Here is a 24,342-nt window from a genome sequence, read left to right on the forward strand (position 1 = left end):
ACGCGCTCAAGACCGACTGACCTGCCACGCCTATGCAGACCGGTGCAGCGGTGGCGCCGTCCCACCGGGCCAGCACTGCACCACCCATGAACCTGTCAGGAGTATCCGATGGCTCTTCCCCGGCTGACGTTCCCGCTGACCGCGGGCACGTTCCTGATGGGGACCACGGAGTTCGTCGTCGCCGGGCTCTTGCCCGACCTTGCCCGCACGTTCGGCACCTCGGTCGGCCACGCGGGTCTGGCGATCACGGTCTTCGCGATCGGCATGATCGTGGGGCCGCCGGTCATCACGCTCGCAACGCTTCGGGTGTCCCGCCGCGCGGTGCTGATCGCTGCGTTGCTGGCCTTCGCCGGGGGGCAGATTCTTGCGGCGACCGTTCCGGTGCTCGCGGTGTTCCTCGTCGCCCGGTTCGTCACTGCGGTAGCGACCGGCGCGTTCTGGGCGATCGCGTCCGTGGTCGCGGCGAAAGCAGCTGGCCCCACTGCCGCAGCCCGAACACTCGGCGTCGTCATCGGCGGCGGCAACATCGCCAACGTGCTCGGCGTCCCGCTCGGTGCTCTCGCGGGCCTACTCGTCGGGTGGCAAGTCGTGTTCTGGGCGCTCGCGCTGCTCGCGCTCATCCTCGCCGTCCCGATCTGGCGGCTCGTGGAGTCATCTGCAGAAACCACGCGAGTGTCGCTCCGCGCTGAGTTCCGGGGGCTGCGGTCTGGTCAGCTGTGGCTTGTCCTGGCAACCACCGCGTGCATCACGGGTGGGGTGCTCTCCACCTACGGCTACATCAGCCCCCTCTTGACTGACCGTGCAGGGCTTCCCGAGGCCGCGGTCCCGATCGCGCTCGTCGTCTTCGGCGCCGGATCGGTGGTTGGCAGCATCGTCGGAGGCCGCGTCGGCGACCGACGGCCGCATGGAGCGTCACTCGGGTTCGGCGCGGTGACGCTGGTCGCAACCATCGCGATCGCCGTGACGTCGACCAGCCCGACACTGGTGCTGATCAGCTTCGGTGTTCTTGGCCTGGTCGGCTTCTCCGCCAACCCGATCCTCATCGCCCTCGCCACGAAGCTCGGTGGCGACGCACCGAATCTCACCACCGCGATGCCGACGAGCACCTTCAACCTCGGCACAGCCATCGGCACCGGGATCGCCGCCGCCGCACTGCAGGGACCGCTCGGACCGCTCGGCCCGGTCACCGTCGGGATCATCGCCGCCGCGCTCATGCTGGTTCCGCTCAGCGTCCTCACGCTGCACGTGCGCGGCTCAGCCGCCTCCACCGAAACGACCCCGTCGCCTGTCACGGCGGCCGGCAGATGACCAGATCAGCTGCACAACCCATCCACCAGGAAGGACCCCATGCCCGAACAAGCACGCCAGATCGGTGGTGGACGCCGCACCCTCGGCGACTTCGCCCCGAAGCTCGCCGAACTCACCGACGATGTCCTCTTCGATGACGTCTGGAATCGACCCGACCTGTCCGCCCGCGACCGCAGCCTCATCACCGTCGCCGTCCTCGCCGCAGGCGGCGACCTCGCGCAGCTCGAGTTCCACCTCGGCCGCGCCGTCGAGAACGGTGTCACCCATACCGAACTGATCGAAGCACTCACGCACGTGACCTTCTACGCCGGCTGGCCGAAGGGCATGGGCGCGATGGGCGTCGCCAAGAAGGTCCTCGGGACCCAGGAAGCAGCGAACTGATGAACATCGAACCCACGAACCCGACCAGCAAGAACCCGCCGGAACAGTTCGCCGGCGACGTGTGGCTCGACCCGATCGCGCTCCCACACGAAGATGACCAGCACATGGTCGTCGCGACCGTCCGGTTCGCCCCCGGCGCCCGCACAGCATGGCACTCCCACGAGAAGGGCCAGTACCTCCGCGTGACCCAGGGCATCGGCCGTTTCGGCACCCGCGATGGCAACACCATCGATGTCCACCCCGGGCAGACGATCTACACCCCGCCCGGCGAGGAACACTGGCACGCCGCCGCCCCGGGGATGTTCATGGAGCACATCGCGATGCTCGAAAACGGCGACGACCCCGCCAGGACCACCACGTGGCTCGAGCACATCACCGACGACCAGTTCAACGGCGCATGACCGACAACACCAAGTCGGCATGGCCGGAGGACCTTCTCGCTGCGATCACCACCAGCGACGACCTGCACGTGTCACCGTTCCGCGAGGACGGCCACACCTACGGAACCCCCACCTGGATCTGGTCCGTCGTCGTCGACGACGGACTCTACGTCCGCGCCTGGAACGGACGCCGTTCCCGCTGGTTCCAGGCGGCCCTCACTCAGCACGCCGGCCGCGTCAGCGCCGCGGGTGCGGAGCACGACGTCCGATTCGACGAAGCGGACCCGTCCGTCAACGCCCGCGTCGACGCCGCTTACGAACGCAAGTACGCCGGCAGCCCTTACCTGTCGCCGATGCTGCAGGACGGACCCACCAGCGCCACCGTACAGATCCGCCCCACCAACGGCTGACGAACCCAACCCGACAGACCACGCGAGCTCGGCAGCCGCCGCCTCGCAGGAAAGGACCCACCTCATGAAGGCAACACTCATGTACGGCGCCGGCGACGTCCGCGTCGTCGACGTCGCCGAGCCCGTCCTCCAGGACCCCACCGACGCGATCATCCGCGTCACCTACGCCTGCGTCTGCGGATCCGATCTGCACCCGTACCACGACCTACCGGACACCCCCGAGGGTCGGCGCATGGGACACGAAGCCATCGGCGTGATCGAGCAGCTCGGCAACGACGTCACCACCCTCAACGTCGGCGACACCGTCATCGTCCCCTTCGCCTGGTCCGACGGCACCTGCGCGTTCTGCCGTGACGGCATCACCACGTCCTGCGTGCACGGCGGCTTCTTCGACGGCGCCGCCTCGGCAACCCAGGCAGAGAAGCTCCTCGTCCCCCACGCCGACGGCACCGCCGTCAGCATCCCCGCGGGCACGGACGAGTCGCTCATGCCGTCCCTGCTGACCCTGTCCGACGTGTACCTGACCGGGTACCACGCCGCCGAGAAGGGTGGTGTCGCACCGGGTAAGACCGTCACGGTGATCGGTGACGGCGCGGTCGGGCTCTCCGCCGTCCTGGCCTCGAAGCAGCTCGGCGCCGAGAAGATCATCCTCATGGGACGCCACACCGCCCGCACCGATCTCGGCCGCGAGTTCGGTGCCACCCACGTCATCGCTGAGCGCGGCGATGAGGGCGTCGCGAAGGTGATGGAACTGACCGAAGGGGAAGGCTCACACGTCGTCCTCGAAGCAGTCGGCCACATGCCTGCCTACGAGCAGTCGTACGGCATCGTCCGTCCCGGTGGCACGATCAGCCGCGTCGGCGTGCCGCAGTACGAGGACGCTCCGGTCGGCTTCACATCACTCTTCGGCAAGAACGCGACCCTCACCGGCGGCCCGGCGACGGTTCGCGCGTACCTCGAGGCGGTCCTCCCGCAGGTGCTCGACGGGACCATCGAGCCGGGCAAGGTGTTCGACCGTGAGCTTCCCCTCGACGACATCGCCGAGGGCTACCGCCTGATGAACGCGCGCGAAGCACTCAAGGTGCTCATCCGCCCGTGAGTGCCCACCCCGGGCTGCGTCCCAGCCCGGGGTCACCAAGCCAGTCGGTGCGGAGGCGCGTCCGGAAGCCCATCCACTACCGGCCGTTCCGAGCGAAGGCCTCAGCCTCAGGTCCTCCTAGCGCTCGGCCACTGCGGGAGGGGTCGCCACGAAGGAGTCGTGAACTCGGCGGATGTCCCGAGCGCCTTGACCCCAGTCGGCGTACGTCGTTGGCACGATCGGTTGAAGCGACGCTCGCTGTCGACCACTGACCGCACTCGTGCGCCCACACTGACAATGTCGCCGTTCACCTCGCACCGCGCTCGCGCGCCCGCGCGAAGTGGTGACGTCGATCATCGATCCACTCAACACCTCAGCGCCGACGCCCTCCTCACCCGCTTGCTCGACTGGCCGCAGCCCCGACGCCCCGTTGCGCAACCTCTGGTTACCGAGCGGACGAGGCTACGATCAGCGTTTCGCACTCCGCGACCTGCCTCACGCATCGTCTCGGTAGGCGATCGCTAACCGGACGCCGCGAGTTGCTCGTGTGTCAACGCGGCCTGGTCACCGATCAGGTGGCCGGCACCGGTTCGGAGCTCGACGACGGCCGCCGGGAAGAGGTTTCGGATCCGGTCGGCAGCGGCTCGAGCATCGAGCATCCTGTCGAGTTCCCCGTAGGCAGCGCTGACCCGTGCGCGGATCTGCTGCAGGTCAGCGCTGTCGTGCTCAGGGAGCGGGTCGGTGCGGGGCCTGAAGTGCTCGAACGTCCGGAGCGAGAAGGCATCGAGGTCTCGGTTCATCGGCGTGCGCTCCGACGGAGCGGCGTGGGGACCGGTGAGGTACGAAAGCGCAGATCGACGCCCCCGTTCGCCGAGCACCGTCAGGGCGCCGGCGAGGACGAGCGGGAGCACCCGACGGGGTCCGAGCCCGCTCGCGGATTGGAGCACGAGATGAGCCACCAGCTCAGGGTTGCGTGCTGCGAGCGCGGTCGCGATCCATCCGCCGATCGAGACTCCCACGACGGCAGCGGGACGATCGGCCACCGCGCGGACGACCTGGGCGGACCAGTCCGCCTGTTCTGCCGCCCGGAACGGAACACGGGTTGCTGTGCTCGGGCCAGGCTCCCCGGGGAGGTTCACGGCGTGGACGCGGTACTCGTCGGACAGGCGTCGGATCGTGGGCGCCCAGGAGAGTGCTGTTGCTCCGGAACCGTGCAGCAGAACGACGGGCTGGCCGTCCCTCGGACCGGCACTGAGCACGGCAACAGGCCCAATCGTGGTCGCGATCATTCGCCGGGCGACTTGGGGCAGGTGCTCGTCGACGAGGGCGTCGTACATCCGCCGGAGTTCGGCTGCACCATCAGCACTGCGGAACCGGCGGTCCTCAGTCACGAGCGGCCTCCATCGCGTTGCTGATGAACGTCAGGACGTCCAGCGCACCGGCGAGCTCCCCTGTCGCCACGACCTGGAGCGCACCATCCTTCGGTATGCGTGCGACCTGCAACGCGACCCCCGAGGTCCCGCCCACGACGTTCAACAACGTGAACACCCGCTCCTCCTGACGGCGATCCACGGCCTCGATGCGGACCACCACTGTCGCCGAGACCGTGGCTTCACCGTCCGACGAGCCAGACGATGGTGCAGCGGTGGTCGGCCTTTGCGTGCCGATCAGTTCGAGGTCTTCGACCCGGATCCGGTACTGCTTGCCGATCCGCGTCGCCTGCAACCGACCCGTCCGGATGTAGTCACGGATGGTCCGCGGGCGGAGCTGTAGACGTTCCGCTACATCTTCGACACTCAGCATCTCACTCACGGTTCTATACTGTCACAAACAACCATGAACGCACATATCAACCCACGACAGCGCGGCCTCGACGCCGCATCGCCCTCCGTTCGGCTGCAAGCCGTGCTCGCTATCGGCACGGCAGCAGATCCGGTCGACCTCGACGCCCTCATCGTCCGGTGCGCGGTCGAGCCCGACTTCTTCGTCCGCGACATGCTCACGTGGGCGCTCACGCGCCTCCCCGCACACGCCGTGCTGCCGCACCTCCTCGACGAGGTCGAACGCGGCACCCCGCAGGCCCGGAGTCAGGCGTTGCACACGCTCTCGAAGATCGCCGACACGTCAACCCACACGGTGGTGGGCGCATCCATCACCGACCCCGATGACGAGGTCGCGCGCGCCGCGTGGCGTGCCGCCGTCGCCACCGTGCCGGTCGGCGGAGCCTCGGCGTTGGGTGAGCTGCTCGTCAGTCAGCTCGGGCGTGGAGACCGTGCCGTCCAGCTCAGTCTGAGCCAGGCGCTCGTCGCGCTCGGAGCGGATGTCATCACGCCCCTGCTCGAGTCACGCGCGGACGACCCACATGCCGCCGCAACCCTCAGGCTCCTCACGGATCCGGCTGCCGGCAGCCAGCTCGCGGTGGAGGCAGCGCGCCGCGAGGTCGCGAAGGGGAACACCCGGAACGCGAAGGGCTGAGGTGGCGTTCCCGGACGGCCGCGCCGGAGGTCCCGGTAGCGTTCCTGCCGTGCTCGAGTTCCCCATCCTCACGGAACGATTCACCCTCAGCGTGCTCAGTCGGGCTGACCGGACGGCCTTCACTGCGTACCGCCGCGACCCCAACGTGGCCCGGTTCCAGTCGTGGACACCGAGCTGGTCCGATGCCGACACCGACGCGCTCATCGCCGACCAGCCGACGGAGCTGCTCCCAGGCTCGGGCGACTGGCTCCAGATCGCAGTCCACCAACGAGACACCACGTCACTCGTCGGCGACGCCGCCGTGCACGCCGTCGCGGATCAGCCAGACACGTACGAACTCGGCGTCACACTGGCACCCGACTGGCAAGGCATCGGAGCGGGCCAGGAGACACTCCGTCAACTCATCGACAATCTGTTCCTCTTGCAGGAGGCTCACCGGATCATCGCGATGACGGATACGCGCAACATCGCCGCGGCGCAACTCTTCAGGCGGCTCGGCCTCCGGCACGAGGGCCGCGCTGTGGACGCGGATTGGTTCAAGGACGAATGGATGAGCATCGACACCTGGGCGATGCTCCGCGAGGAGCACTGCCGGCGGGCACTGCCTTCGACAAGGCCGAACAACCGCAGGCGGAGCTCGTCCGCCCAAGAACGCCGTCGACGTCCTTGACCGAACGGCCCGGGGTAGGACCACGACAGCAGCCGCAGCTCCAGGCCAACCGAACGCCAAGAGGAGCACCCCGGCCCCGTGCCAGCATGCTCATCCGCGGGAATCTCGCAGTGTCGAGCGTGCGCCTCCCGATCGGCTGTCGCGCGCTCGACCGTCGTGCTCGATGCGTCCGCATCGTCATGCTTGGTCGGTGGTGGGCCGGTTCTCCCGCGCAGCCGCTCCTGAGAGACGCAGCAGGTATCCGGACATCACAGGCTCGATCGCTGTCATTCTCGGCCCCGTGCTCATCATGGTCGGCCTCGGGCACCACGAGAACGTGATCGTGCCCGCGCTGGCGGTCATCGGCGGTGCGCTGGTGACGCTGGTGCTCGGCTACGACTTCACCAGCGCCCGGCGGCGGAAGCGAGACCTCGAGGGGCCCGACGCGGGACCGTCGTCGACGCCGGCACCCGCGCGAGGCGTCTCGATAGCCGATCGGCTATCGGACGCGATGAGGTCCGCTTGATCGGCGCCGACGGCGGACCCAGAGTCCGAGGAACACGACCTCCATCGCTGCCAGTGGGAGCAACGGCCATACGGCCCATGTCTCGCCGACCAGGATGACGACCAACGCCGCCACACTGAGAACTGCGGCGATGATGACACCGCCGCCCACGAAGCCTCGCTTCATCGCATCGACATCTTGTTCCGTGACCATCGCTGGACCTCCGGAACCGAGTCTGTCAGTCGTCGACACAGCGTTCGAGGACGTCCCCGGCATCATGCGGTCCGCACTAGCGTCCATCCGAACAGCAGCAGAGGACGCGGCGCTCAGGATCGTGACGCCGACCTCGACCATGTACAGCAGTTCGAAGTTGCGACCGATACGGGTCACCGTCATGTGGTCACCTGCGAGGGCGGCGCGCTCCCCGCGGGCGGTGGACAGTTCGATCTGTGGAACGCGCGGTGATGGCTCTCTGCTGGCCGGGCTTGCAGCCAGCGCTCTGCCACTTCGCGGAGCGCTTGAGCGTGTCCGATGGCCGGTCGTCGACCGGACTCGGCGACACCGAGAACGCGGAGCCGCTCGCCGCCGGCGAGGTCCAGGTGTCGGGGCGAGCGTCCTCGCTGATCACGGCTTTCCTTGGTGGGCCCTGCCGGGATCGAACCGACGACATCCACGGTGTAAACGTGGCGCTCTACCAGCTGAGCTAAAGGCCCTCGAGATCCATCGTAGCGGCCGCTCCGTCGGGAACAGCGCGCGCTCCGTCGCATCGGTTGACCACCGCGGGCCGGCACCCGGGGCGAAACCGACAAACGACTCCAGGCGGCGGTCGCCGGGCGCGCCCCATGACGGACTGGAGGCTCGGTACCGGCTGGCACCGAGCCTCCAGTCCGCAGGATCCGCGGACCGAGCCGACGGGTCAGACCGACGCGGCGGTCGCGATCTGCGTGTGGAGGCGGACCAGCGCGGGGTGCTGCGGGTCCGGGAACGCCTGTACGGCGAACGACTCGATCGCACCCGGTTCGAAGACGAGGCACTCGGTGGACCCACCGAACTGGAAGTACCCGAGCTCATCGCCCTTGTCGACGTGACGGCCGGGCTCGATGCCGTCGCCGATGACGCAGGAGGACACCTCGATCATCCCGACGGGGACGACCGCGACGTGTCCGAGCGACGGGTTGTCGGCTTCGATGATGATGATCGCCCGCGCGGCGACGTGCGCCAGGTACCCCTGCGAGTCCTTCGGCTCCACGGCGTCCGAGCCCTCGGCGTCGGCTTCGGAGAAATACGTGCCGGGCTGGACGAAGGCGCGGACGATGGTGCCGGCGACGGGTGCGTGCCAGCGGTGGTAGTTCGTGGCGCTGAGGAACGCCTGGTACACGGACCCGCCGACGAACCGGTCCACGGACTCGTCGTTCGCGAGGAGGTCCTCGAGCGAGTACGGCTGCTGCTTCACCCAGAACGCGTCACGACGCTGCACGTTCGTCGCGATGGCGTAGGGGGTGGACTCGCTCGAGCTCACCACGACGGTGTCGTCGTCGGGGGCTGCGACGGGGCGCTGGCCGTCCTTGAACCGCCGGATGAAGAAGTCGTTCCAGGACGTGAAGCCCCAGTGCTCGGCGTCGGGGTCGTGCTGGAACTGGTCCATGCCGACGACCTGCTGTGCCTTCTCCGACTTCCACCCGTCGGGCCCGTCCGTGATGACGGTGAGCGAGGCGGGGCTGTCGAGGTACTCGGCCCATGCGTCGAGGACGTCCTTCAGTGCGGCGTTGACCTTCGGGTCGCGGTAGACGGCGAACCCGGCCGGGGTGGCCATCGTCCAGTCGAGGATCGCGGCGAACGGAGTGGTGACCATGCCGCCGTCGCTGAACGCCGGAGCAGTCGTCATGACCTCGTTGACGAGGGAGAAGAACTCGTCGATGTCCTCGATGTGCCCCTTCCGGTACTGCTTGCCGTGCGGGACTTGCTCGATCATGCGGGTCATCCCCATCCGGATCACCGGGTCGGTGTCGAACAGGTGCCGGAACGCGGCGACGGCGGGGTGCAGCGGGCGGTCGCGGTGGGCGCGAGCGCGCTCGCGGTGCCCTTCGATCCAGGCTTCGAGGTCGTCCTGGCCGGGCAGCCACCCGCCCCGGCGTTTGTGGTCGGTCTCTGCGGGTGTCGTCATGTCCTGAACGCTAGCCACCGGGCCAGGACGTGCGACGAACGCCCCCGGCGAATCCTCACAGGGCACACGTCTGGCTGGCGTCACCCGGCCGCCGGCGGGTCCTCCGGCATCGGGTGTTCCCCCTGCCAGATCGCGTCCACGGCGCCGAACTCCCTCGGGTAGCACTGCGTGTCGAAGACCTCGCTCCCGTCGGACGGCGTGGCGTACAGGAACCAGGGACCGATCCCCCGCCCCTCGCCGTTCCACCCGCCGTCCGAGTACCAGGAGAGCGGGACGTCGGCCATCGGCTGCCCGGCCTGCGCCTGACACGCGAGCAGCCGGTTGAACGCCGTTCGGTACTCGTCCAGCGTGACGACGCCGTCGGCCGTCTCGGCTTCCTGCTGCGCGGACGGACGAGCGATCTGCGGCGACCTCGCCCACGAGACCCACACGCCGTACCGGTCGGCGTCGTCGGCGGAGACGGTCACCTCGGCGGCGCCGGACGCCGGTGCCGCGGCGAGCGCCCATCCGACCTGCTCGGAGTCCGGGTCAGCGCGACGACCACACGTGGTGCCCTCGACCGGGCGACCTCCCACCTCGACGGTCGGGGCACTGCCGTCGAGACATGCCCACGCCACGGCGACGCGGTCCGCGCCGGAGGGTCGGGAGGACAGGGTCAGCGCGGTGTCGCCGTGTGTGACGCGGAACGTCGGGGTGCCGAGGAGCCGGCCGTGGTTGACGTCCTCGACCATGGACCGCGTCGTGGCACCGAGCGAGGCCTGGACCGCGGTGTCGGGGTCGTTGCCGGGGAGCGCTGCGGCGGTGAGCCCGCCGGTCAGGCCCCCACCGACCACGAACGCGACGACGACGGCTGCGACCGTGGCCCGGGTCGGTCGACGCCGACGGCGCGCTCGGGCCGCTGGAGTGGACACGACCTCGGCGACGAGGGCATCGCGCATCGCGGTCAGTCGTGGGGAGCGTTCGTCGTCCAGTGGGGAGCGTTCGTCGTTCACAGTGCGCCTCCGAGTGGTTCCGCTGTGGCTGTGTACTGCTGGTGGAGCCGGACCTTCGCCCGGTGGAGTCGGGACTTGACGGTCCCGGCGGGGACGCCGAGTGCCGTCGCCGCCTCGCGTTCGCTGAGTCCCTCGAGGACGCAGAGTGTGAGGACCCGTTGGTCGGCGAGACCGAGTCCGCGGAGCGCGGCGACCGCGTCCCCGTCGGTGAACCGATCGGCGGGGTCGGGAGCGGGGTCGTCGACGGGGAACCGGCCGAGGAAGCTGCGGTGTCTGCGGGTCGAGCGGGTGAGGTTGTGCGCCGCGTTCGTCGTCGTCACGAGCAGCCAGGGCAGCAGCGAGTCGTCGACGAACCGGACGTGGTCACGTCGCCGCCAGGCTTCGAGGAAGGCGATGGCGACCACGTCGTCGGCATCGGCAGGGGTGGGCACGAGTCCGATCGCGTGCCGACGCAGTCGCCGTGCGTGTCGGTCGAACACCCGCCCGAAGGCCTGTCCGTCGCCCGCGGCGCTCAGAGCCCAGTCGGCGCGGTCCCCCGTCTTCTGGTTCATGTCCTGTGGTGTCCGCGGCCCCGCGATCGGTTCCCTCGTCGGCGTGTCGCGAGCCGCAAGGCCGTGCTCGTGCACGATCCGGAGCCTAGGCCACCGGGTCCCAGGGCACGTACGATCTCGGCATGACCGCCGTCCGCACCGGGTGCGACCTCGCCGCGGTCGACGACGTCCTCGCCGGGATCAGCGCGCACGGCGAGCGGTACCTCTCCCGGGTGTTCACGGTCCGGGAGCGCGCCGATGCCCGCGACGACCCAGAGCGCCTGGCCGCGCGGTTCGCCGGCAAGGAGGCCGTGATCAAGCTCCTCCGCCCCACCGGCGGGCAGGCGGTGCCGTTGCACGACGTCGCGATCGTGCTCGACGGCCACGGCGCCCCGGTGGTGGAGCTCTCCGGCGCAGCCCTGACGCTCGCCGAGGCGCAGGGGATCACCGTCGTCGACGTGTCACTGTCCCACGAGCGTGGGCTGGCGCTCGCGACGGCGGTGGCGCTGGCAGACCGGTGAACGGGCTCCGCATCGGGACACCCTGAACGGCTGTTCAGCCCCGGGCGGGTCGTTGCGGTTTCGCGCATCCGGACGGCGGCTTTCCGGGGCAACCCCGTCCCTAGGGTTGCTCGCATGCAGCCGGACCAGAACACCCTCGCTGACACGACCGAACAGGCCGTCCGACGCGCGCTCGCCGACCACGGGCGGCTCGCCGTCGACGCGTGGGACGTGGCACCGATCGCGGACCTCTACCTCCTCGGGCTGACGTCCCACGCGACCGTCAACGTGATGCTCGCGATCGAGAACGACCTCGACGCGGAGTTCCCCGACCACCTCCTGCATCGAGCGACGTTCTCCTCCGTGGAGTCGTTGACCACCGCGGCCGCCCAGGTGACGGCGTGACCACGCTGCAGCCGGAGTCCCCGACGCGGTCCGTGGTCGCGGCCGGATCCACCGCGGACCGCTTCGCCGAGCGCACCGCCGCCGTCGCAGCCGTCGCCGCGCAGTTCGCCGACGAGGTCGACCGGGACGCCAGGCCCCCTCGCGAGGCGATCGCCGCGATGCGCGAGTACGGCCTGCTCGCCGCTGCGGTCCCGGTCGAACACGGTGGCGAAGGTGCCTCGGTGTCCGAACTGTCCGCGATCGCGACCGAGCTCGGCGGTGCGTGCGCGGCGACGGGGATGGTGTTCGCGATGCACCAGGGCCAGGTGATGGCGCTCTGGCGGCACGGCGGCGACGCTGCCGGCGTGCGCGTGATGATCGATCAGGTCCTGGGTGGCGCGCTCGTCGCGTCGTCGACCACCGAGAAGGGCGTCGGTGGTGATGCTCGACGGTCCACCTGCGCGATCGAGGCGTCCACCGAGGTCCCCGGTCGCATCCGTCTCCGCAAGGACGCCCCCGTCATCTCGTACGCCACGGAGTCCACCGCGGTGTTCGTCACCGCTCGCCGGGACCCCGACGCGCCGGCGTCCGACCAGCGCCTCGTGATCTGCGACACCGCACGCACGGTGCTCTCGCAGACCTCGACGTGGGACACGCTCGGACTCAGGGGCACGTGCAGCAACGGGTGGATCCTCGACGCCGAGACCACCCTCGACCACGTGTTCCGCGACGACTACGCCACCATCTCGGCGCAGACGGTCCTGCCCGTCTCGCACGTGCTGTGGGCGTCGGTGTGGCTCGGCATCGCGGCCTCGGCAGCGGAACGCGCACGCTCGGCCGTCCGCAAGCAGGCACGGGCCAGCATCGGGACGACACCACCCGGTGCGCTGCGGCTCGCGGAACTCCTCGTCGACCTGCAGTGCCTCGCCGACGGCGTCCGGCACGCCGCCGAGCGGTTCGACGCCGTCGCCGACGACCCCGAAACCCTCGAGTCGAGCGCCTCCGCCCTCGCCGCGAACGCCCTGAAGATCGGCGCCTCCCAGAAGGTGACGGACATCGTCACCGCAGCGCTCCGCATCGTCGGGATCGCCGGGTACGCCGCGTCGGGACCGATGAGCATCGCCCGACACCTCCGAGACGCACACGGCGCCGCCGTCATGGTGAGCAACGACCGTCTCCTCCAAAACGACGCCGGCCTGGCACTCATGAGCGGAGCGATCCTGTGACCATCACCGAAGCACCCGTGACCGCGACGCCGCTCGACCGGGCCCGCGCAGCGCTCCGGGCACGACTGCTCGCCGATCGCGTCCTCATCGACCTCGGCTCCCCCGGGCTCTACGGCCGCACCGGAGTCTTCGAGCGCGTGTACACCGCCGTCGACACCGCTGCCTTCCGCTCCATGGCGGACCTCGACTCCGAGGTCCTCCGCTTCCCGCCCGTCGAACCGCTCGCCGCGTTCGAGCGCACCGACTACATCGCCTCGTTCCCCGACCTCGCGGCGTCGATCTCCGGCTTCACCGGCGACGACCGCAAGCACCGCGAGCTCCTCGCCGCGCGGGAACGCGGCGAGCGCTGGGAGTCCTTCCTGGAGCCGGCGGACCTGATGCTCGCCCCAGCGGTCTGCCACCCGGTCTACGGCCTGGTCGGTGACACGGTCCCGCAGGCCGGCCGGTCCTTCGACATCGCCGGCGACTCGTTCCGGCGTGAGCCATCGCTCGACCCGATGCGACTGCAGGCGTTCCACATGCACGAGTTCGTCCACATCGGCACACCCACATCGGCGAAGGCGCACCGCGACGGACACATCCCCGTGATGCGGTCGCTCCTGGAGGGCTTCGGCCTGGACATCGACGTGGTCCCCGCGAACGACCCGTTCTTCGGCCGCGTGGGCAAGATCCTCGCGCGCAACCAGACCGAACAGGCACTGAAGTACGAGTTCGTCACGCCGGTCTACGGTGACGCGGGCGAGGCGACCGCCATCAGTTCCGCCAACCTCCACGAGGACCACTTCGGCCTGTCCTTCGGGATCCGCACCGAGGACGGCGAGGTCGCCCACAGCGCGTGCCTGGCCTTCGGCCTGGAACGCATCACGATCGCCCTGTTCGCCGCGCACGGCACCGAACCCGCAGCATGGCCGGCGGCTGTCCGTCGCGCGCTGACGCTGTGACCACCACGCACGGGTGGTCGGGTTCCCCGGCTTCCCGGGTCGCGGTGCAGACGCCGCCGTCGGTGCGCGCCGGGGTCGTGATCTGCACACCACTCGGACAGGAGGGCGTGCTCGCGTACCGCACGTTCCGCCTGCTGGCGGACCGCCTGGAGGCTCGTGGCGTGGCTTCGGTGCGCTACGACCCGTCCGGCCGTGGCGATTCCCAGGACGACGCCGACCCCGACGCGCCGGTCCGGTCCGCTCGCAACGCGGCGGCCGTGCTCCGCACGGCCGGGGCCGAGCGGATCGTCTTCGTCGGACTCGCCTCAGGCGCACTCATCGCCTCCGCAGCCGCGACCGAGGACGACGGCCTGGTGCTCTGGGACGCCCCCGAGTCCGGCCGGGCCTGGCTGCGTCGACAGCGTGCGCTCGCGACGCTGACGATCGAGGCCACCCGTGTCGTCGACGGCGTCGAGACCCTCGTCGGGATCGACCTGGATCCGGCGCAGGCCGCAGCCGTCGCCGCGCTCGTGCACGTCGAACGGGACCCCCGCTCCACGCTCGTGCTGGTGCGGCCAGGGGCGCGAGGCCCCCGAGCGGTCGGTGGTCTCCCGGTCGTCGAGGTACCTGGGAGCGCAGAGCTGCTCGACGAGATGAGCATCCACGCGCGCATGCCGGTGCAGGCGGTCGACACGGTGGTCGCATGGGTCGACGAACACGTGCCCACGGCGACGGTCGCGTCGCGACCGACACGTGTCGACGCGGTCCTCGACCTCGACTCCGGGATCTCGGAGCACGTCGTGCACCTCGGACCGGAGTCGCTCTTCGCCGTGGAGACGGTCCCCGCCGGCGCGCCGGACGACGCTCCCGTCGTCGTCCTGCACACCGGCGGCGCCGAGCACCGGGTCGGCGGGAACGACTACCAGGTCGCGCTCGCCCGGGCGCTCGCCGAGGACGGCGCCAGGGTCGTCCGTGTCGACCGTCGGGGCACCGGGGAGAGCACGGCGGTGTCCGCCGGTGAGCACAACCACCTGTTCGCGCAGACGTGGGTCGACGACCAGGACGCGGTCGTGTCCGCCCTCGGGGTCGACGGCGACCGGCTCGCGCTGGTCGGCATGTGTGCCGGTGCGTGGCTCGCCGGCCGCTCGGCGGCGCTGTCCCCGCGGCTGGTCGTGGAGATCAGCCCGAACGACTTCCGCCGGCGACCCGCCGCACCGGGGGGCCACAGCGCGGCGGCCGCGTGGTCGCCGTCGCCCGCCCGGCTGTGGATCCGGTCCTGGTACGACCGTGTCGTGCCGCAGGTCGTCCGTGCGCACGTCGAGCGGAGCCGCACCGGGGGTGTCCTGCAGCACGTGCGACCACTCGTGGCGGCCGGCACCGAGGTGGTGGTGATCGCGGCTCCCGTCGACATCGCGACGTTCGAGCGTCTCGGTGGCCGCGCAGCGCTCGAGCGGTACGCACCAGGGCCCCACCCCGGGTCGGTCAGCCTGGTGCCGGTGCCCGACGGAGACCACGCGCTGTTCTCGCAGGGCATGCGGCGGACGGTGGTGTCCGAGGTCCGATCCCGGGTCGCGGCACTCGTGCCGGAGCGCGTCTGACCGAGTACACACGGAACAGTGCGACGAGCGACGGCGACTGCGACCCTGACGGCCGCCGCGCTCGTGGTGCTCCTCGCGGGGTGCTCGGCGGTGCAGGACGGTCCGCCGTGGCCGCGTCCGACCGACCTCGCGGCACGGGCCGAGGCCGCAGGGCTCCACGACGTGTGGGGACAGCGACTGGCCGAGCACATCCACACCCACGTGACGATCACCGACGGTGACGAACCGGTCGTGATCCCCGCGGACATCGGCCACTCGGACCGTCGGCACTTCGCCGCGGAGATCCACACGCACGACACGTCGGGCATCGTCCACGTCGAGTCGCCGGTCCGTCAGGACTTCACCCTCGGGCAGTTCTTCGACGAGTGGGGCGTCTCCTTGAGCGCCTGGGGTGTGGGCGGTCTGCACGGGGACCTGACCGTGTGGGTCGACGGCCGCCGGTACCTGGGGAACCCTCGGTCGATCGAGCTGGAGGACCTCGGCGAGGTCGACCTCGTCGTCACGACCGTCGGCGAGGTCCCACGTCGTCCGCCCGCGTTCGACTGGCCGCCGCAGTACCACTGAGCGCGGCGACCACCGCTGCCGGGTGCTCGACGTGGGCGAAGTGCCCGCAGTCGTCCAGGAGCACCGTCCGCGTCTGCGGCACCACGCGTGCCAGGTCCTCGAGGTCTCGGACGCGGGCGAACACGTCGTCGCGCCCGGAGACCGCGGTCACGGGGCACTGGATCCCGCGCCAGCGGTCCGTGTCGTAGGCGGCGCCCGATCGCGCGGCGGCGAGGAAGCCTGCAGGCCGGAGCTCCTCGACGAAGGCGTCGAGCACGCTCCGGTCCAGGCGCCGCACGTGGGTGAAGACGGGTGCGGCGAGCAACCGCAGGAGACCGATGCCGGCGAGCACCCGGAGCATCGGGACGGCCGCGCCCCGCGTGACGGCGAGGCCGGCCCGCAGCAGTGTGAACGCGGGGACGGTCAGCACGCCGCGCACGAGGTGCCGAGCGGCGTCGATCGCGGCGAACGTCGTCCCGGAGACGAGCGTCACCGAGCGGGTCCGGTCCGGGGCGGCGACCGCGAGGTGCATGCCGACGAAGGCGCCCATCGAGTGCCCGACGACGTCGACGACCGGGACGTCGAGCGCATCGAGCACGGCGGTCAGCACCGCGACGGCGTCGTCGACCGACAGTGGCGTCGAAGGTGCGGGCGACGACCCCCAGCCGGGCAGGTCGACGAGGACCAGCCCGCGGGTCGGGAAGCCGTCGGCGGCCTCGAGCAACGGGGTCCACGTGGTCCAGGAACCGGCGACCCCGTGGAGGAACAGCAGGGGCCGGCCCCCGCTGCGGGCGTGCACCACGACGGGACCGTGCACGGTCGGGACGACCGTCCTGCGGAGCGACCACCTGTCGGCGTCAGCCGTCACCGGGAACGGCGCGTACGCGTCGGTCGTGCCCGTCCGCGGTGCTGCGGCGGTGTCGATGGCGTGCACCGAGCCTCCAGTCCGGTGCCTGCGCACCCGGGAGGTGTTCGGAACCGGACCGGTCGACGGTTGGTGCGACGGACCGCCCGTCAGGCGTCCGACTGTCAGGCGACCGACGGTCAGGCGACCGGGACGGGCGCCGTGCAGGCGGCCAGCCGGTCGAGCGCCGCGCGGTACTCGGTGACGTCGCGGGCGACGCCGGGCTCGGAGATGATCGACGCGCGGATGCGGCCCTGGACGTCGATGACGAAGGTGGCGCGGTTCGCGAAGCCCTTGTGCTCGAGGAAGACCCCGTACTCCTTCGAGACGGCGCCGTGCGGCCAGAAGTCCGCGAGGAGCTCGAAGTCGTAGCCGTTGAGGTCGGCGAACGAGCGGAGCGTCGCCTTCGAGTCGACCGAGATGCCGATGAGCTCGACGCGGTTGTCCTGGAACATCGCGATGTTGTCCCGGAGGGCGCAGAGCTCGCTCGTGCAGGTCGACGAGAACGCGAGCGGGAAGAAGACGAGTGCGACCGGGCGGGAACCGCGGAAGTCGCTGAGGCGGACGTGCTCTCCGAACTGGTTCGGGAGTTCGAAGTCCGGCGCGAGTGAGCCGATCTCCAGTGCCATCGTTGCGTGTACTTCTTCCTCGGGCTGCGGGTGTGCCCGTCGATCCATGCACGCGCAGGGTCGCACGGGCACGATCGGCAATCGTACGCCGACGACACGCGAATGCAAGCACCTGTTCACGAGCGTGCGGACACACGTCACCATCAGGGTGCTCGTCGGTGCTGGGGCCCAGGAGTGTTCCGTGTGGGCGCGGCTCCCACAGGCGACCTGTCGGCAGTGGGGCCTAGAGTGGTCGAGGCTCCCACCGCTGGTCGCGACCCGACCGACCGGTGCGCCACCATGTCCACCACCACGAGAACGAACCGAGGTCAAGGGTGACGGTGAACGACCAGGACCCGTACAGCAACGGCAGCACGGACCAGGACCCGGAGGAGACCGCCGAATGGCGTGAGTCCCTCGACGGACTGGTCGCCGCACACGGTCACGAGCGTGCGCGCGAGATCATGCTGAGCCTGCTCAAGCGGTCCAAGGAACTGCACCTCGGCGTGCCGATGGTCCCGACGACGGACTACGTCAACACGATCGCGCCGGAGAACGAGCCGGAGTTCCCCGGCGACGAAGAGCTCGAGCGTCGCTACCGCCGCTGGATCCGCTGGAACGCGGCCATCACGGTGCACCGCGCGCAGCGCCCCGGCATCTCGGTCGGCGGCCACATCTCGACCTACGCGTCGAGCGCCGCCCTGTACGAGGTCGGCTACAACCACTTCTTCCGCGCGCAGGACCACGCGTCCGGCGGCGACCAGGTCTTCTTCCAGGGCCACGCCTCCCCAGGCATGTACGCCCGTGCCTACATGGAAGGCCGCCTCGACGAGAACCAGCTCGACGGGTTCCGTCAGGAGAAGTCGCACGAGGGCGGCGGACTGTCGTCGTACCCGCACCCGCGCCTCATGCCGCACTTCTGGCAGTTCCCGACCGTGTCGATGGGCATCGGCCCGATCAACGCGATCTACCAGGCACAGCAGGCCAAGTACCTGTCGAACCGCGGCATCAAGGACGCGTCCGACCAGCAGGTCTGGGCGTTCCTCGGCGACGGCGAGATGGACGAGGTCGAGTCCCGTGGGCAGCTGCAGGTCGCGGCGAACGACGGGCTCGACAACCTCAACTTCGTGATCAACTGCAACCTGCAGCGTCTCGACGGCCCGGTGCGCGGCAACGGCAAGATCATCCAGGAGCTCGAGAGCTACTTCCGCGGTGCCGGCTGGAACGTCATCAAGGTGATCTGGGGCCGCGAGTGGGACGACCTGCTCGCCCGCGACACCGACGGCGCGCTGCTCAACCTGATGAACGTCACCCCCGACGGTGACTACCAGACGTACAAGGCCGAGAACGGCGCGTACGTCCGCGAGAACTTCTTCGGGCGCGACCCCAAGGCGCTGCAGCTCATCGACGGCTACAGCGACGACCAGGTCTGGAACCTCAAGCGCGGTGGCCACGACTACCGCAAGGTCTACGCGGCGTTCAAGGCCGCGACCGAGCACAAGGGCCAGCCGACCGTCATCCTCGCGAAGACGGTCAAGGGCTACGGCCTCGGCCCGAGCTTCGAGGGCCGCAACGCGACCCACCAGATGAAGAAGCTCACGCTCGACAACCTCAAGCAGTTCCGCGACGAGATGCGCATCCCGATCTCCGACGCGCAGCTCGAGGAGAACCCCTACACGCCGCCGTACTACCACCCGGGGAACGACGACGAGGCGATCCAGTACATGCACGAGCGCCGTCAGGCACTCGGCGGGTACGTCCCGGAGCGTCGCACCAAGTACACGTCGATCACGCTGCCGGACGACTCGAAGTACCAGGTCGTCAAGAAGGGTTCCGGCAAGCAGGAGATCGCCACCACCATGGCGTTCGCCCGTCTGCTGAAGGACCTGCTGCGCTCCCCGGACTTCGGCGACCGCGTGGTCCCGATCATCCCGGACGAGGCACGCACGTTCGGCATGGACGCGTACTTCCCGACGGCGAAGATCTACAACCCGAACGGGCAGCACTACACGTCCGTCGACCGCGAACTCCTCCTGGCGTACAAGGAGAGCCCGCAGGGCCAGATCATCCACGTCGGCATCAACGAAGCCGGTGCCCTCGCGGCCTTCACCGCCGTCGGCACGTCGTACTCGACGCAGGGCGAACCGCTCATCCCGGTCTACGTCTTCTACTCGATGTTCGGCTTCCAGCGCACCGGCGACGCCATCTGGGCCGCCGGCGACCAGATGACCCGCGGGTTCATGATCGGCGCGACCGCCGGCCGCACGACGCTCACGGGCGAGGGCCTGCAGCACGCCGACGGACACTCGCTGCTGCTCGCGGCGACGAACCCGGCCGTCGTGTCCTACGACCCGGCGTACGGCTACGAGATCGGGCACATCGTGCAGTCCGGCCTGGACCGCATGTACGGCACGAACGAGGACGGCTCGCCCAAGCACGCCGACCCGAACGTCATGTACTACCTGACGGTCTACAACGAGCCCATCGTCCAGCCCGCCGAACCCGAGGGCGTCGACGTGGACGGGATCGTCAAGGGCATGTACCTGCTCAAGCCGAGCGAGCACGACGGCCCGAAGGCGCAGCTCCTGGCGTCCGGCGTCGCGGTGCCGTGGATCCTCGAGGCACAGCAGCTCCTCGCCGAGGACTGGGGCGTCTCCGCAGACGTCTGGAGCGTCACGAGCTGGGGAGAGCTCTACCGCGACGGCCTCGACGCGGAGCAGCACGCGTTCCTCAACCCGAACGAGCAGCCGCGCACGCCGTACGTCACCGAGCGCCTGCTCTCGACCGAGGGGCCCGTCGTCGCCGTCAGCGACTTCATGCACCAGGTCCAGGAGCAGATCCGCCCGTTCGTGCCGACCGACTACGCCACCCTCGGCGCCGACGGCTTCGGCTTCTCGGACACCCGCCCGGCCGCCCGTCGCTTCTTCCACATCGACGGCCCCTCGGTCGTCGTGCGGACGCTGCAGCAGCTCGCCCGCCAGGGCAAGGTCGATGCGGCGCTCGTCCAGCAGGCGATCGACAAGTACCGGCTGCACGACGTGACCGCCGGCACGACCGGTTCCGCCGGCGGCGAGAGCTGACACCGGCGGTGACGACACCCCGCACCGACCCTGCCGTGGGCCGGGAGAGCGACCGCGAACGCGCGCTCTCCTGGCTCCGGCAGGTGTCGGGCGAACTCTCGACCGCCACGATCAAGCGGCTCGAGGACACGCTCCCCTGGTACAGCGAGATGCCCCCTGGTCGACGCTCCGCGGTCGGCATGGTCGCGCAGGCCGGCATCACGTCGTTCATCTCGTGGCTCGAGGGCAGCGCGTCGACACCGTGGATCGCCGCGGCCGACGTGTTCGGTTCCGCGCCGCGGGAACTCCTCCGCTCGGTGAGCCTGCAGCAGACGCTGCAGCTCATCCGCGTCGTCGTGACCGTGGTCGAGGAGCGCGCCAAGGACGACGAGATGCTGCAGGAGGCGATCCTGAAGTACTCGCGAGACATCGCGTTCGCAGCCGCCGACGTCTACGCGCGTGCTGCGGAGGCCCGCGGGCTCTGGGACGCGCGGCTCGAGGCGCTCGTGGTCGACTCGATCCTGTCGGGCGAGTACGACGACGAGCTGCCGTCACGGATCGCGGCGCTCGGCTGGCACGGTCACGGCGAGGTCGCGGTGCTGGTCGGCACAGCGCCGAAGCAGCTCGAGGTCGACCAGGTCCGCCGTGCTGCCCGCCACATGGACGCCGACGTGCTCATCGGCGTGCAGGGGTCGCGGCTCGTGGTCGTCATCGGTCGCTCGACCCCACGGGACGACGTCCCCGAAGGCGAAGAGCCCGTCTCGTTCATGGCCATCGCGCAGGCACTGGAGCCGATGTTCGGCGACGGGCACCTGGTCCTCGGCAACGAGGTCCCCGGGGTGGTCGACGCGTCGACCTCGGCGAAGGCGGCCCTCGCCGGGTTCGCCGTCGCGCGTGCCTGGCGCGGCGCTCCCCGTCCAGCGCTCGCGGACGACCTGCTCCCCGAGCGAGCACTGGCCGGCGATCCCCTCGCCCGCTCCGCCCTCGTCCAGCGCATCTACGTCCCGCTGAAGGACCAGTCCACCGAACTGCTCCAGACCCTCTGGTGCTACCTCGACACCGGTCGGTCCCTCGAAGCCACGGCCCGCGAGCTCTTCGTGCACCCGAACACCGTCCGATACCGGCTCCGTCGTGTCGCCGACATCATCGGGTGGGATGCCACACACGCCCGCGACGCCCTCATCGTGCAGTCGGCGCTCATCCTCGGCGCGATGTCCGAGTCGGCCTCCGGTCGACGTCGGATCGGACGCCGGTGACCTCCGACCGTAGGGGTCCCACAATGTCTCGAGCGGATTCGTGTCGGGAGTCCACACGGGGCGCACGCGTCGCGGCAGACAGGATTGTCCGGTGATCGTCGTCGTCGCGCCCGGACAGGGCTCCCAGACTCCCGGCTTCCTCGCCCCGTGGCTCGAGGACGCCGCCGTTCGTGAACGTGTCGGGCAGTGGTCCGAAGCGATCGGCGTGGACCTCGCCGTGCACGGTACCGAGTCCGACGCGGACACCATCAAGGACACCGCACTGGCCCAGCCGCTCATCGTGGCCGCCGGCATCATCACCGCCGACGCACTCCTCGCCGACGGCCGCCGTGCCCTGGTCGGAGGCGTCGCCGGACACTCGGTCGGCGAGTTCACCGCCGCTGCCGTCGCCGGCATCCTGCAGCCGACCGACGCCGTCTCCCTCGTCGCTGCCCGCGGCCGGGCGATGGCCGACGCCGCAGCGCTCGAGCCGACCTCGATGGCGGCCGTCCTCGGTGGTGACGCCGACGAGGTCGCCCAGGCCCTCGAGGCACACGGCCTCGTGCCCGCGAACCACAACGGCGGCGGGCAGACCGTCGTCGCCGGCGCTGCCGCAGCGATCGCGGCACTCGCCGAGAACCCGCCGGCGAAGGCCCGCGTGATCCCCCTCGCCGTGGCCGGCGCGTTCCACACCCGGTACATGGCCCCCGCGGTCGAGCGTGTGGCCCCCGTCGCGGCCGGCACCACCGCCGTGGACCCGACGCTCCCGATCTGGACGAACGCCGACGGTTCGCGCGTGGACGACGGCCGGCAGTTCGTCGACCTGATGGTCCAGCAGATCGCGAACCCCGTGCACTGGGACTCCGTGATGGAGTCCTTCCAGCAGGCCGGTGTCACCGGCATCATCGAGCTCGCACCGGCCGGTGCGCTCGTCGGACTCGCCAAGCGCGGCCTGCGCGGCACCCCGACGGTCGCGATCAAGTCCCCCGAGGACCTGCCGGCCGCGATCGAGCTCCTCAGCACCGCGGAGGTGTCCGCATGACCGACGTGTCAGAAGCCGTCGAGCCGACCGGCCGTCCCGTCCTCGCGCAGCGCAGGGGCCACGAGTTCAGCCGCATCATGGCGTTCGGCGCCGCGCGCGGAGAGCTCACCGTCCCGAACGACGACCTCGTTGGACCGATCGACTCCTCCGACGAGTGGATCCGGCAGCGCACCGGGATCATCACCCGGATGCGCGCCGGTGAGGGCGTCGAGGCGGTCGACCTCGCCGAGACCGCGGCGCGCGAAGCGATCGCGAAGGCCGGGCTCACCCCCGACCAGATCGGTGTCGTCCTGGTCAGCACCGTGACGCACACGGTCGCGACGCCGTCGATGGCGTCGCTCCTCGCCGAGCGCATCGGCGCCACCCCGGCTGCGGCCTACGACATCAGCGCCGCGTGCGCCGGGTACGCCTACGGCATCGCCCAGGCCGACTCGTTCGTGAAGTCCGGCATCGCCGACCACGTGCTGGTCATCGGCGCCGAGAAGCTCAGCGACATCGTCGACCCCACCGACCGGTCCATCTCGTTCCTGCTCGGTGACGGCGCCGGCGCGGCGGTCGTCGGCCCGAGCGACTTCCCCGGCATCGCCCCGACCATCTGGGGATCGGACGGGTCCAAGTGGGACGCGATCGGCATGACTTCGACCTTCAACGAGTGGGAAGCGGGGGCCGCGCGGCCGACGATACGGCAGGCCGGTCAGACCGTGTTCCGCTGGGCCGTCTGGGAGATGGTCAAGGTCGCCCGCGAAGCGCTGGAGACCGCAGGCGTCCGCCCCGACCAGCTCGCCGCCTTCGTCCCGCACCAGGCGAACATCCGCATCATCGACGAGTTCGCCAAGCAGCTCGGCCTCCCCGAGTCCGTGGTGATCGCCCGCGACATCACGACCACCGGCAACACGTCGGCGGCGAGCATCCCGCTCGCCACCCACCGCCTGCTCGACGAGCACCCGGAGCTGTCGGGCGGACTCGCCCTGCAGATCGGGTTCGGCGCCGGACTCGTGTTCGGCGCGCAGGTGGTCGTGCTCCCCTAGTCCACCGACTCACCCACAGGCCCGCCAGGCTGCGGGCACGGGACCACCCCGTGCCCTAGGCTGGTCCACGGTCAAACGACACCCCCCTCAAGGAGACACCATCATGGCCCTGTCCAACGAAGACGTCCTCGCCGGCCTGGCCGAGCTGATCAACGACGAGACCGGCATCGCGACCGACACCGTGCAGGCGGACAAGTCGTTCACGGACGACCTCGACATCGACTCGATCTCGATGATGACCATCGTCGTGAACGCCGAAGAGAAGTTCGACGTCAAGATCCCCGACGAAGAGGTCAAGAACCTCAAGACCGTCGGTGACGCCGTCGACTTCATCGTCAAGGCCCAGGCCTGATACCCACAACCCTGGCGCGAACTTCCTGAACGCCGCGGTCCGGCTCGACCCTTCCGGTCACGGGCCGCGGC

The 24,342-nt window shown here is 70.2% G+C and carries 27 protein-coding genes and 1 tRNA gene; 19 read left to right on the top strand and 9 right to left on the bottom strand.

Going from position 1 to position 24,342, the window contains the following annotated elements:
- Positions 1-108: 108 nt before the first annotated feature.
- The 5 genes from ACEN9V_RS03255 to ACEN9V_RS03275 all read left to right on the top strand — a co-directional run bounded on the left by ACEN9V_RS03255 (position 109) and on the right by ACEN9V_RS03275 (position 3,578).
- Entirely contained in the window at positions 109-1,308 is a 1,200-nt protein-coding gene (locus tag ACEN9V_RS03255; RefSeq protein ID WP_413602119.1) for an MFS transporter, read from the top strand.
- A 39-nt stretch (positions 1,309-1,347) separates the two neighbouring features.
- Entirely contained in the window at positions 1,348-1,689 is a 342-nt protein-coding gene (locus ACEN9V_RS03260) for a carboxymuconolactone decarboxylase family protein (RefSeq protein WP_413602120.1), read from the top strand.
- Positions 1,689-2,090, top strand: a complete 402-nt coding sequence (locus ACEN9V_RS03265; RefSeq protein ID WP_413602121.1) for a cupin domain-containing protein — start codon at positions 1,689-1,691, stop codon at positions 2,088-2,090. Before ACEN9V_RS03260 ends, ACEN9V_RS03265 begins: the two co-directional genes overlap by 1 nt.
- On the top strand, positions 2,087-2,479 hold the full coding sequence (locus tag ACEN9V_RS03270; protein WP_413602122.1) for a DUF2255 family protein: 393 nt from the start codon (positions 2,087-2,089) through the stop codon (positions 2,477-2,479). The genes ACEN9V_RS03265 and ACEN9V_RS03270 overlap by 4 nt, the downstream gene beginning before the upstream one ends.
- Positions 2,480-2,543: 64 nt before the next feature.
- On the top strand, positions 2,544-3,578 hold the full coding sequence (locus ACEN9V_RS03275) for a zinc-binding dehydrogenase (RefSeq protein WP_413602123.1): 1,035 nt from the start codon (positions 2,544-2,546) through the stop codon (positions 3,576-3,578).
- 500 nt (positions 3,579-4,078) lie between these two features.
- Here ACEN9V_RS03275 and ACEN9V_RS03280 read toward each other — a convergent pair whose 3' ends face one another.
- Together ACEN9V_RS03280 and ACEN9V_RS03285 are read right to left on the bottom strand one after the other, a co-directional pair.
- Positions 4,079-4,948, bottom strand: coding sequence for an alpha/beta fold hydrolase (locus ACEN9V_RS03280; RefSeq protein ID WP_413602124.1), 870 nt, complete (start codon positions 4,946-4,948; stop codon positions 4,079-4,081).
- Complete coding sequence (locus ACEN9V_RS03285; RefSeq protein ID WP_413603031.1) at positions 4,941-5,360, bottom strand: helix-turn-helix domain-containing protein; 420 nt, start codon at positions 5,358-5,360, stop codon at positions 4,941-4,943. Before ACEN9V_RS03285 ends, ACEN9V_RS03280 begins: the two co-directional genes overlap by 8 nt.
- 33 nt (positions 5,361-5,393) lie before the next feature.
- On the opposite strand from ACEN9V_RS03285, the gene ACEN9V_RS03290 reads away from it, so the two are divergent.
- The 3 genes from ACEN9V_RS03290 to ACEN9V_RS03300 all read left to right on the top strand — a co-directional run bounded on the left by ACEN9V_RS03290 (position 5,394) and on the right by ACEN9V_RS03300 (position 7,207).
- Positions 5,394-6,032, top strand: coding sequence for a HEAT repeat domain-containing protein (locus ACEN9V_RS03290; RefSeq protein WP_413602125.1), 639 nt, complete (start codon positions 5,394-5,396; stop codon positions 6,030-6,032).
- Positions 6,033-6,081: 49 nt separating this feature from the next.
- Positions 6,082-6,702: a GNAT family N-acetyltransferase gene (locus ACEN9V_RS03295; protein WP_413602126.1), complete on the top strand. Its 621-nt coding sequence runs from the start codon at positions 6,082-6,084 to the stop codon at positions 6,700-6,702.
- Between the two features lie 280 nt (positions 6,703-6,982).
- Positions 6,983-7,207 (top strand): hypothetical protein, encoded by a 225-nt coding sequence (locus ACEN9V_RS03300; protein WP_413602127.1) that lies wholly within the window; start codon positions 6,983-6,985, stop codon positions 7,205-7,207.
- On the opposite strand, the gene ACEN9V_RS03305 is transcribed toward ACEN9V_RS03300, so the two are convergent.
- The 5 genes from ACEN9V_RS03305 to ACEN9V_RS03325 all read right to left on the bottom strand — a co-directional run bounded on the left by ACEN9V_RS03305 (position 7,181) and on the right by ACEN9V_RS03325 (position 10,893).
- Positions 7,181-7,582, bottom strand: coding sequence for a hypothetical protein (locus tag ACEN9V_RS03305; RefSeq protein WP_413602128.1), 402 nt, complete (start codon positions 7,580-7,582; stop codon positions 7,181-7,183). The genes ACEN9V_RS03300 and ACEN9V_RS03305 overlap by 27 nt on opposite strands.
- A 241-nt stretch (positions 7,583-7,823) precedes the next feature.
- Positions 7,824-7,899 (bottom strand) — tRNA-Val (locus tag ACEN9V_RS03310).
- Between the two features lie 203 nt (positions 7,900-8,102).
- Positions 8,103-9,350 (bottom strand): phosphatidylserine decarboxylase family protein, encoded by a 1,248-nt coding sequence (locus ACEN9V_RS03315; protein WP_413602129.1) that lies wholly within the window; start codon positions 9,348-9,350, stop codon positions 8,103-8,105.
- An 80-nt stretch (positions 9,351-9,430) separates the two neighbouring features.
- Positions 9,431-10,342, bottom strand: a complete 912-nt coding sequence (locus ACEN9V_RS03320) for a hypothetical protein (protein ID WP_413602130.1) — start codon at positions 10,340-10,342, stop codon at positions 9,431-9,433.
- Positions 10,339-10,893: an RNA polymerase sigma factor gene (locus tag ACEN9V_RS03325; RefSeq protein WP_413602131.1), complete on the bottom strand. Its 555-nt coding sequence runs from the start codon at positions 10,891-10,893 to the stop codon at positions 10,339-10,341. Before ACEN9V_RS03325 ends, ACEN9V_RS03320 begins: the two co-directional genes overlap by 4 nt.
- A 122-nt stretch (positions 10,894-11,015) precedes the next feature.
- Between ACEN9V_RS03325 and ACEN9V_RS03330 the strand changes: the two genes are divergently transcribed.
- The 6 genes from ACEN9V_RS03330 to ACEN9V_RS03355 all read left to right on the top strand — a co-directional run bounded on the left by ACEN9V_RS03330 (position 11,016) and on the right by ACEN9V_RS03355 (position 16,064).
- Positions 11,016-11,393 (top strand): holo-ACP synthase, encoded by a 378-nt coding sequence (locus ACEN9V_RS03330; RefSeq protein WP_413602132.1) that lies wholly within the window; start codon positions 11,016-11,018, stop codon positions 11,391-11,393.
- A 114-nt stretch (positions 11,394-11,507) separates the two neighbouring features.
- Positions 11,508-11,777 carry an acyl carrier protein gene (locus ACEN9V_RS03335; protein ID WP_413602133.1) on the top strand — a complete coding sequence of 90 codons (270 nt, stop codon included), beginning with the start codon at positions 11,508-11,510 and terminating at the stop codon, positions 11,775-11,777.
- Positions 11,774-12,982, top strand: a complete 1,209-nt coding sequence (locus ACEN9V_RS03340; RefSeq protein WP_413602134.1) for an acyl-CoA dehydrogenase family protein — start codon at positions 11,774-11,776, stop codon at positions 12,980-12,982. Before ACEN9V_RS03335 ends, ACEN9V_RS03340 begins: the two co-directional genes overlap by 4 nt.
- Entirely contained in the window at positions 12,979-13,923 is a 945-nt protein-coding gene (locus ACEN9V_RS03345) for an amino acid--[acyl-carrier-protein] ligase (protein WP_413602135.1), read from the top strand. The genes ACEN9V_RS03340 and ACEN9V_RS03345 overlap by 4 nt, the downstream gene beginning before the upstream one ends.
- Positions 13,920-15,500: an alpha/beta fold hydrolase gene (locus ACEN9V_RS03350; RefSeq protein WP_413602136.1), complete on the top strand. Its 1,581-nt coding sequence runs from the start codon at positions 13,920-13,922 to the stop codon at positions 15,498-15,500. The genes ACEN9V_RS03345 and ACEN9V_RS03350 overlap by 4 nt, the downstream gene beginning before the upstream one ends.
- 18 nt (positions 15,501-15,518) lie before the next feature.
- Positions 15,519-16,064 carry a hypothetical protein gene (locus ACEN9V_RS03355; protein ID WP_413602137.1) on the top strand — a complete coding sequence of 182 codons (546 nt, stop codon included), beginning with the start codon at positions 15,519-15,521 and terminating at the stop codon, positions 16,062-16,064.
- On the opposite strand, the gene ACEN9V_RS03360 is transcribed toward ACEN9V_RS03355, so the two are convergent.
- Together ACEN9V_RS03360 and ACEN9V_RS03365 are read right to left on the bottom strand one after the other, a co-directional pair.
- On the bottom strand, positions 16,000-16,977 hold the full coding sequence (locus ACEN9V_RS03360) for an alpha/beta fold hydrolase (RefSeq protein ID WP_413602138.1): 978 nt from the start codon (positions 16,975-16,977) through the stop codon (positions 16,000-16,002). The genes ACEN9V_RS03355 and ACEN9V_RS03360 overlap by 65 nt on opposite strands.
- A 110-nt stretch (positions 16,978-17,087) precedes the next feature.
- Positions 17,088-17,576 (bottom strand): peroxiredoxin, encoded by a 489-nt coding sequence (locus tag ACEN9V_RS03365; protein WP_402728504.1) that lies wholly within the window; start codon positions 17,574-17,576, stop codon positions 17,088-17,090.
- Between the two features lie 314 nt (positions 17,577-17,890).
- Here ACEN9V_RS03365 and aceE point away from each other — a divergent pair, with 314 nt between their 5' ends.
- From aceE to ACEN9V_RS03390, 5 genes are all read left to right on the top strand, one after another.
- Positions 17,891-20,635, top strand: a complete 2,745-nt coding sequence (aceE, locus tag ACEN9V_RS03370) for a pyruvate dehydrogenase (acetyl-transferring), homodimeric type (RefSeq protein WP_281264272.1) — start codon at positions 17,891-17,893, stop codon at positions 20,633-20,635.
- Positions 20,636-20,643: 8 nt separating this feature from the next.
- On the top strand, positions 20,644-21,870 hold the full coding sequence (locus tag ACEN9V_RS03375) for a PucR family transcriptional regulator (protein WP_413602139.1): 1,227 nt from the start codon (positions 20,644-20,646) through the stop codon (positions 21,868-21,870).
- Between the two features lie 91 nt (positions 21,871-21,961).
- Positions 21,962-22,891 (top strand): ACP S-malonyltransferase, encoded by a 930-nt coding sequence (locus ACEN9V_RS03380; protein WP_413602140.1) that lies wholly within the window; start codon positions 21,962-21,964, stop codon positions 22,889-22,891.
- Positions 22,888-23,919: a beta-ketoacyl-ACP synthase III gene (locus tag ACEN9V_RS03385; RefSeq protein ID WP_402728500.1), complete on the top strand. Its 1,032-nt coding sequence runs from the start codon at positions 22,888-22,890 to the stop codon at positions 23,917-23,919. Before ACEN9V_RS03380 ends, ACEN9V_RS03385 begins: the two co-directional genes overlap by 4 nt.
- A gap of 103 nt (positions 23,920-24,022) precedes the next feature.
- Entirely contained in the window at positions 24,023-24,271 is a 249-nt protein-coding gene (locus ACEN9V_RS03390) for an acyl carrier protein (RefSeq protein ID WP_281264269.1), read from the top strand.
- Positions 24,272-24,342: the final 71 nt, after the last annotated feature.

Source organism: Curtobacterium sp. Curtsp57 (assembly GCF_047324335.1).
Lineage (GTDB): Bacteria > Actinomycetota > Actinomycetes > Actinomycetales > Microbacteriaceae > Curtobacterium.

What these genes read in the sequence shown, in the direction of transcription:
- ACEN9V_RS03385 (WP_402728500.1), top strand. Translation starts at nt 22,888, where the DNA reads ATGACCGACGTGTCAGAAGCCGTCGAGCCGACCGGCCGTCCCGTCCTC.
- ACEN9V_RS03270 (WP_413602122.1), top strand. Translation starts at nt 2,087, where the DNA reads ATGACCGACAACACCAAGTCGGCATGGCCGGAGGACCTTCTCGCTGCG.
- ACEN9V_RS03335 (WP_413602133.1), top strand. Translation starts at nt 11,508, where the DNA reads ATGCAGCCGGACCAGAACACCCTCGCTGACACGACCGAACAGGCCGTC.
- ACEN9V_RS03305 (WP_413602128.1), bottom strand. Translation starts at nt 7,582, where the DNA reads ATGACGGTGACCCGTATCGGTCGCAACTTCGAACTGCTGTACATGGTC.
- ACEN9V_RS03315 (WP_413602129.1), bottom strand. Translation starts at nt 9,350, where the DNA reads ATGACGACACCCGCAGAGACCGACCACAAACGCCGGGGCGGGTGGCTG.
- ACEN9V_RS03365 (WP_402728504.1), bottom strand. Translation starts at nt 17,576, where the DNA reads ATGGCACTGGAGATCGGCTCACTCGCGCCGGACTTCGAACTCCCGAAC.
- ACEN9V_RS03290 (WP_413602125.1), top strand. Translation starts at nt 5,394, where the DNA reads ATGAACGCACATATCAACCCACGACAGCGCGGCCTCGACGCCGCATCG.
- ACEN9V_RS03390 (WP_281264269.1), top strand. Translation starts at nt 24,023, where the DNA reads ATGGCCCTGTCCAACGAAGACGTCCTCGCCGGCCTGGCCGAGCTGATC.
- ACEN9V_RS03285 (WP_413603031.1), bottom strand. Translation starts at nt 5,360, where the DNA reads ATGCTGAGTGTCGAAGATGTAGCGGAACGTCTACAGCTCCGCCCGCGG.
- ACEN9V_RS03325 (WP_413602131.1), bottom strand. Translation starts at nt 10,893, where the DNA reads ATGAACCAGAAGACGGGGGACCGCGCCGACTGGGCTCTGAGCGCCGCG.
- ACEN9V_RS03255 (WP_413602119.1), top strand. Translation starts at nt 109, where the DNA reads ATGGCTCTTCCCCGGCTGACGTTCCCGCTGACCGCGGGCACGTTCCTG.
- ACEN9V_RS03275 (WP_413602123.1), top strand. Translation starts at nt 2,544, where the DNA reads ATGAAGGCAACACTCATGTACGGCGCCGGCGACGTCCGCGTCGTCGAC.
- ACEN9V_RS03265 (WP_413602121.1), top strand. Translation starts at nt 1,689, where the DNA reads ATGAACATCGAACCCACGAACCCGACCAGCAAGAACCCGCCGGAACAG.
- ACEN9V_RS03330 (WP_413602132.1), top strand. Translation starts at nt 11,016, where the DNA reads ATGACCGCCGTCCGCACCGGGTGCGACCTCGCCGCGGTCGACGACGTC.
- ACEN9V_RS03260 (WP_413602120.1), top strand. Translation starts at nt 1,348, where the DNA reads ATGCCCGAACAAGCACGCCAGATCGGTGGTGGACGCCGCACCCTCGGC.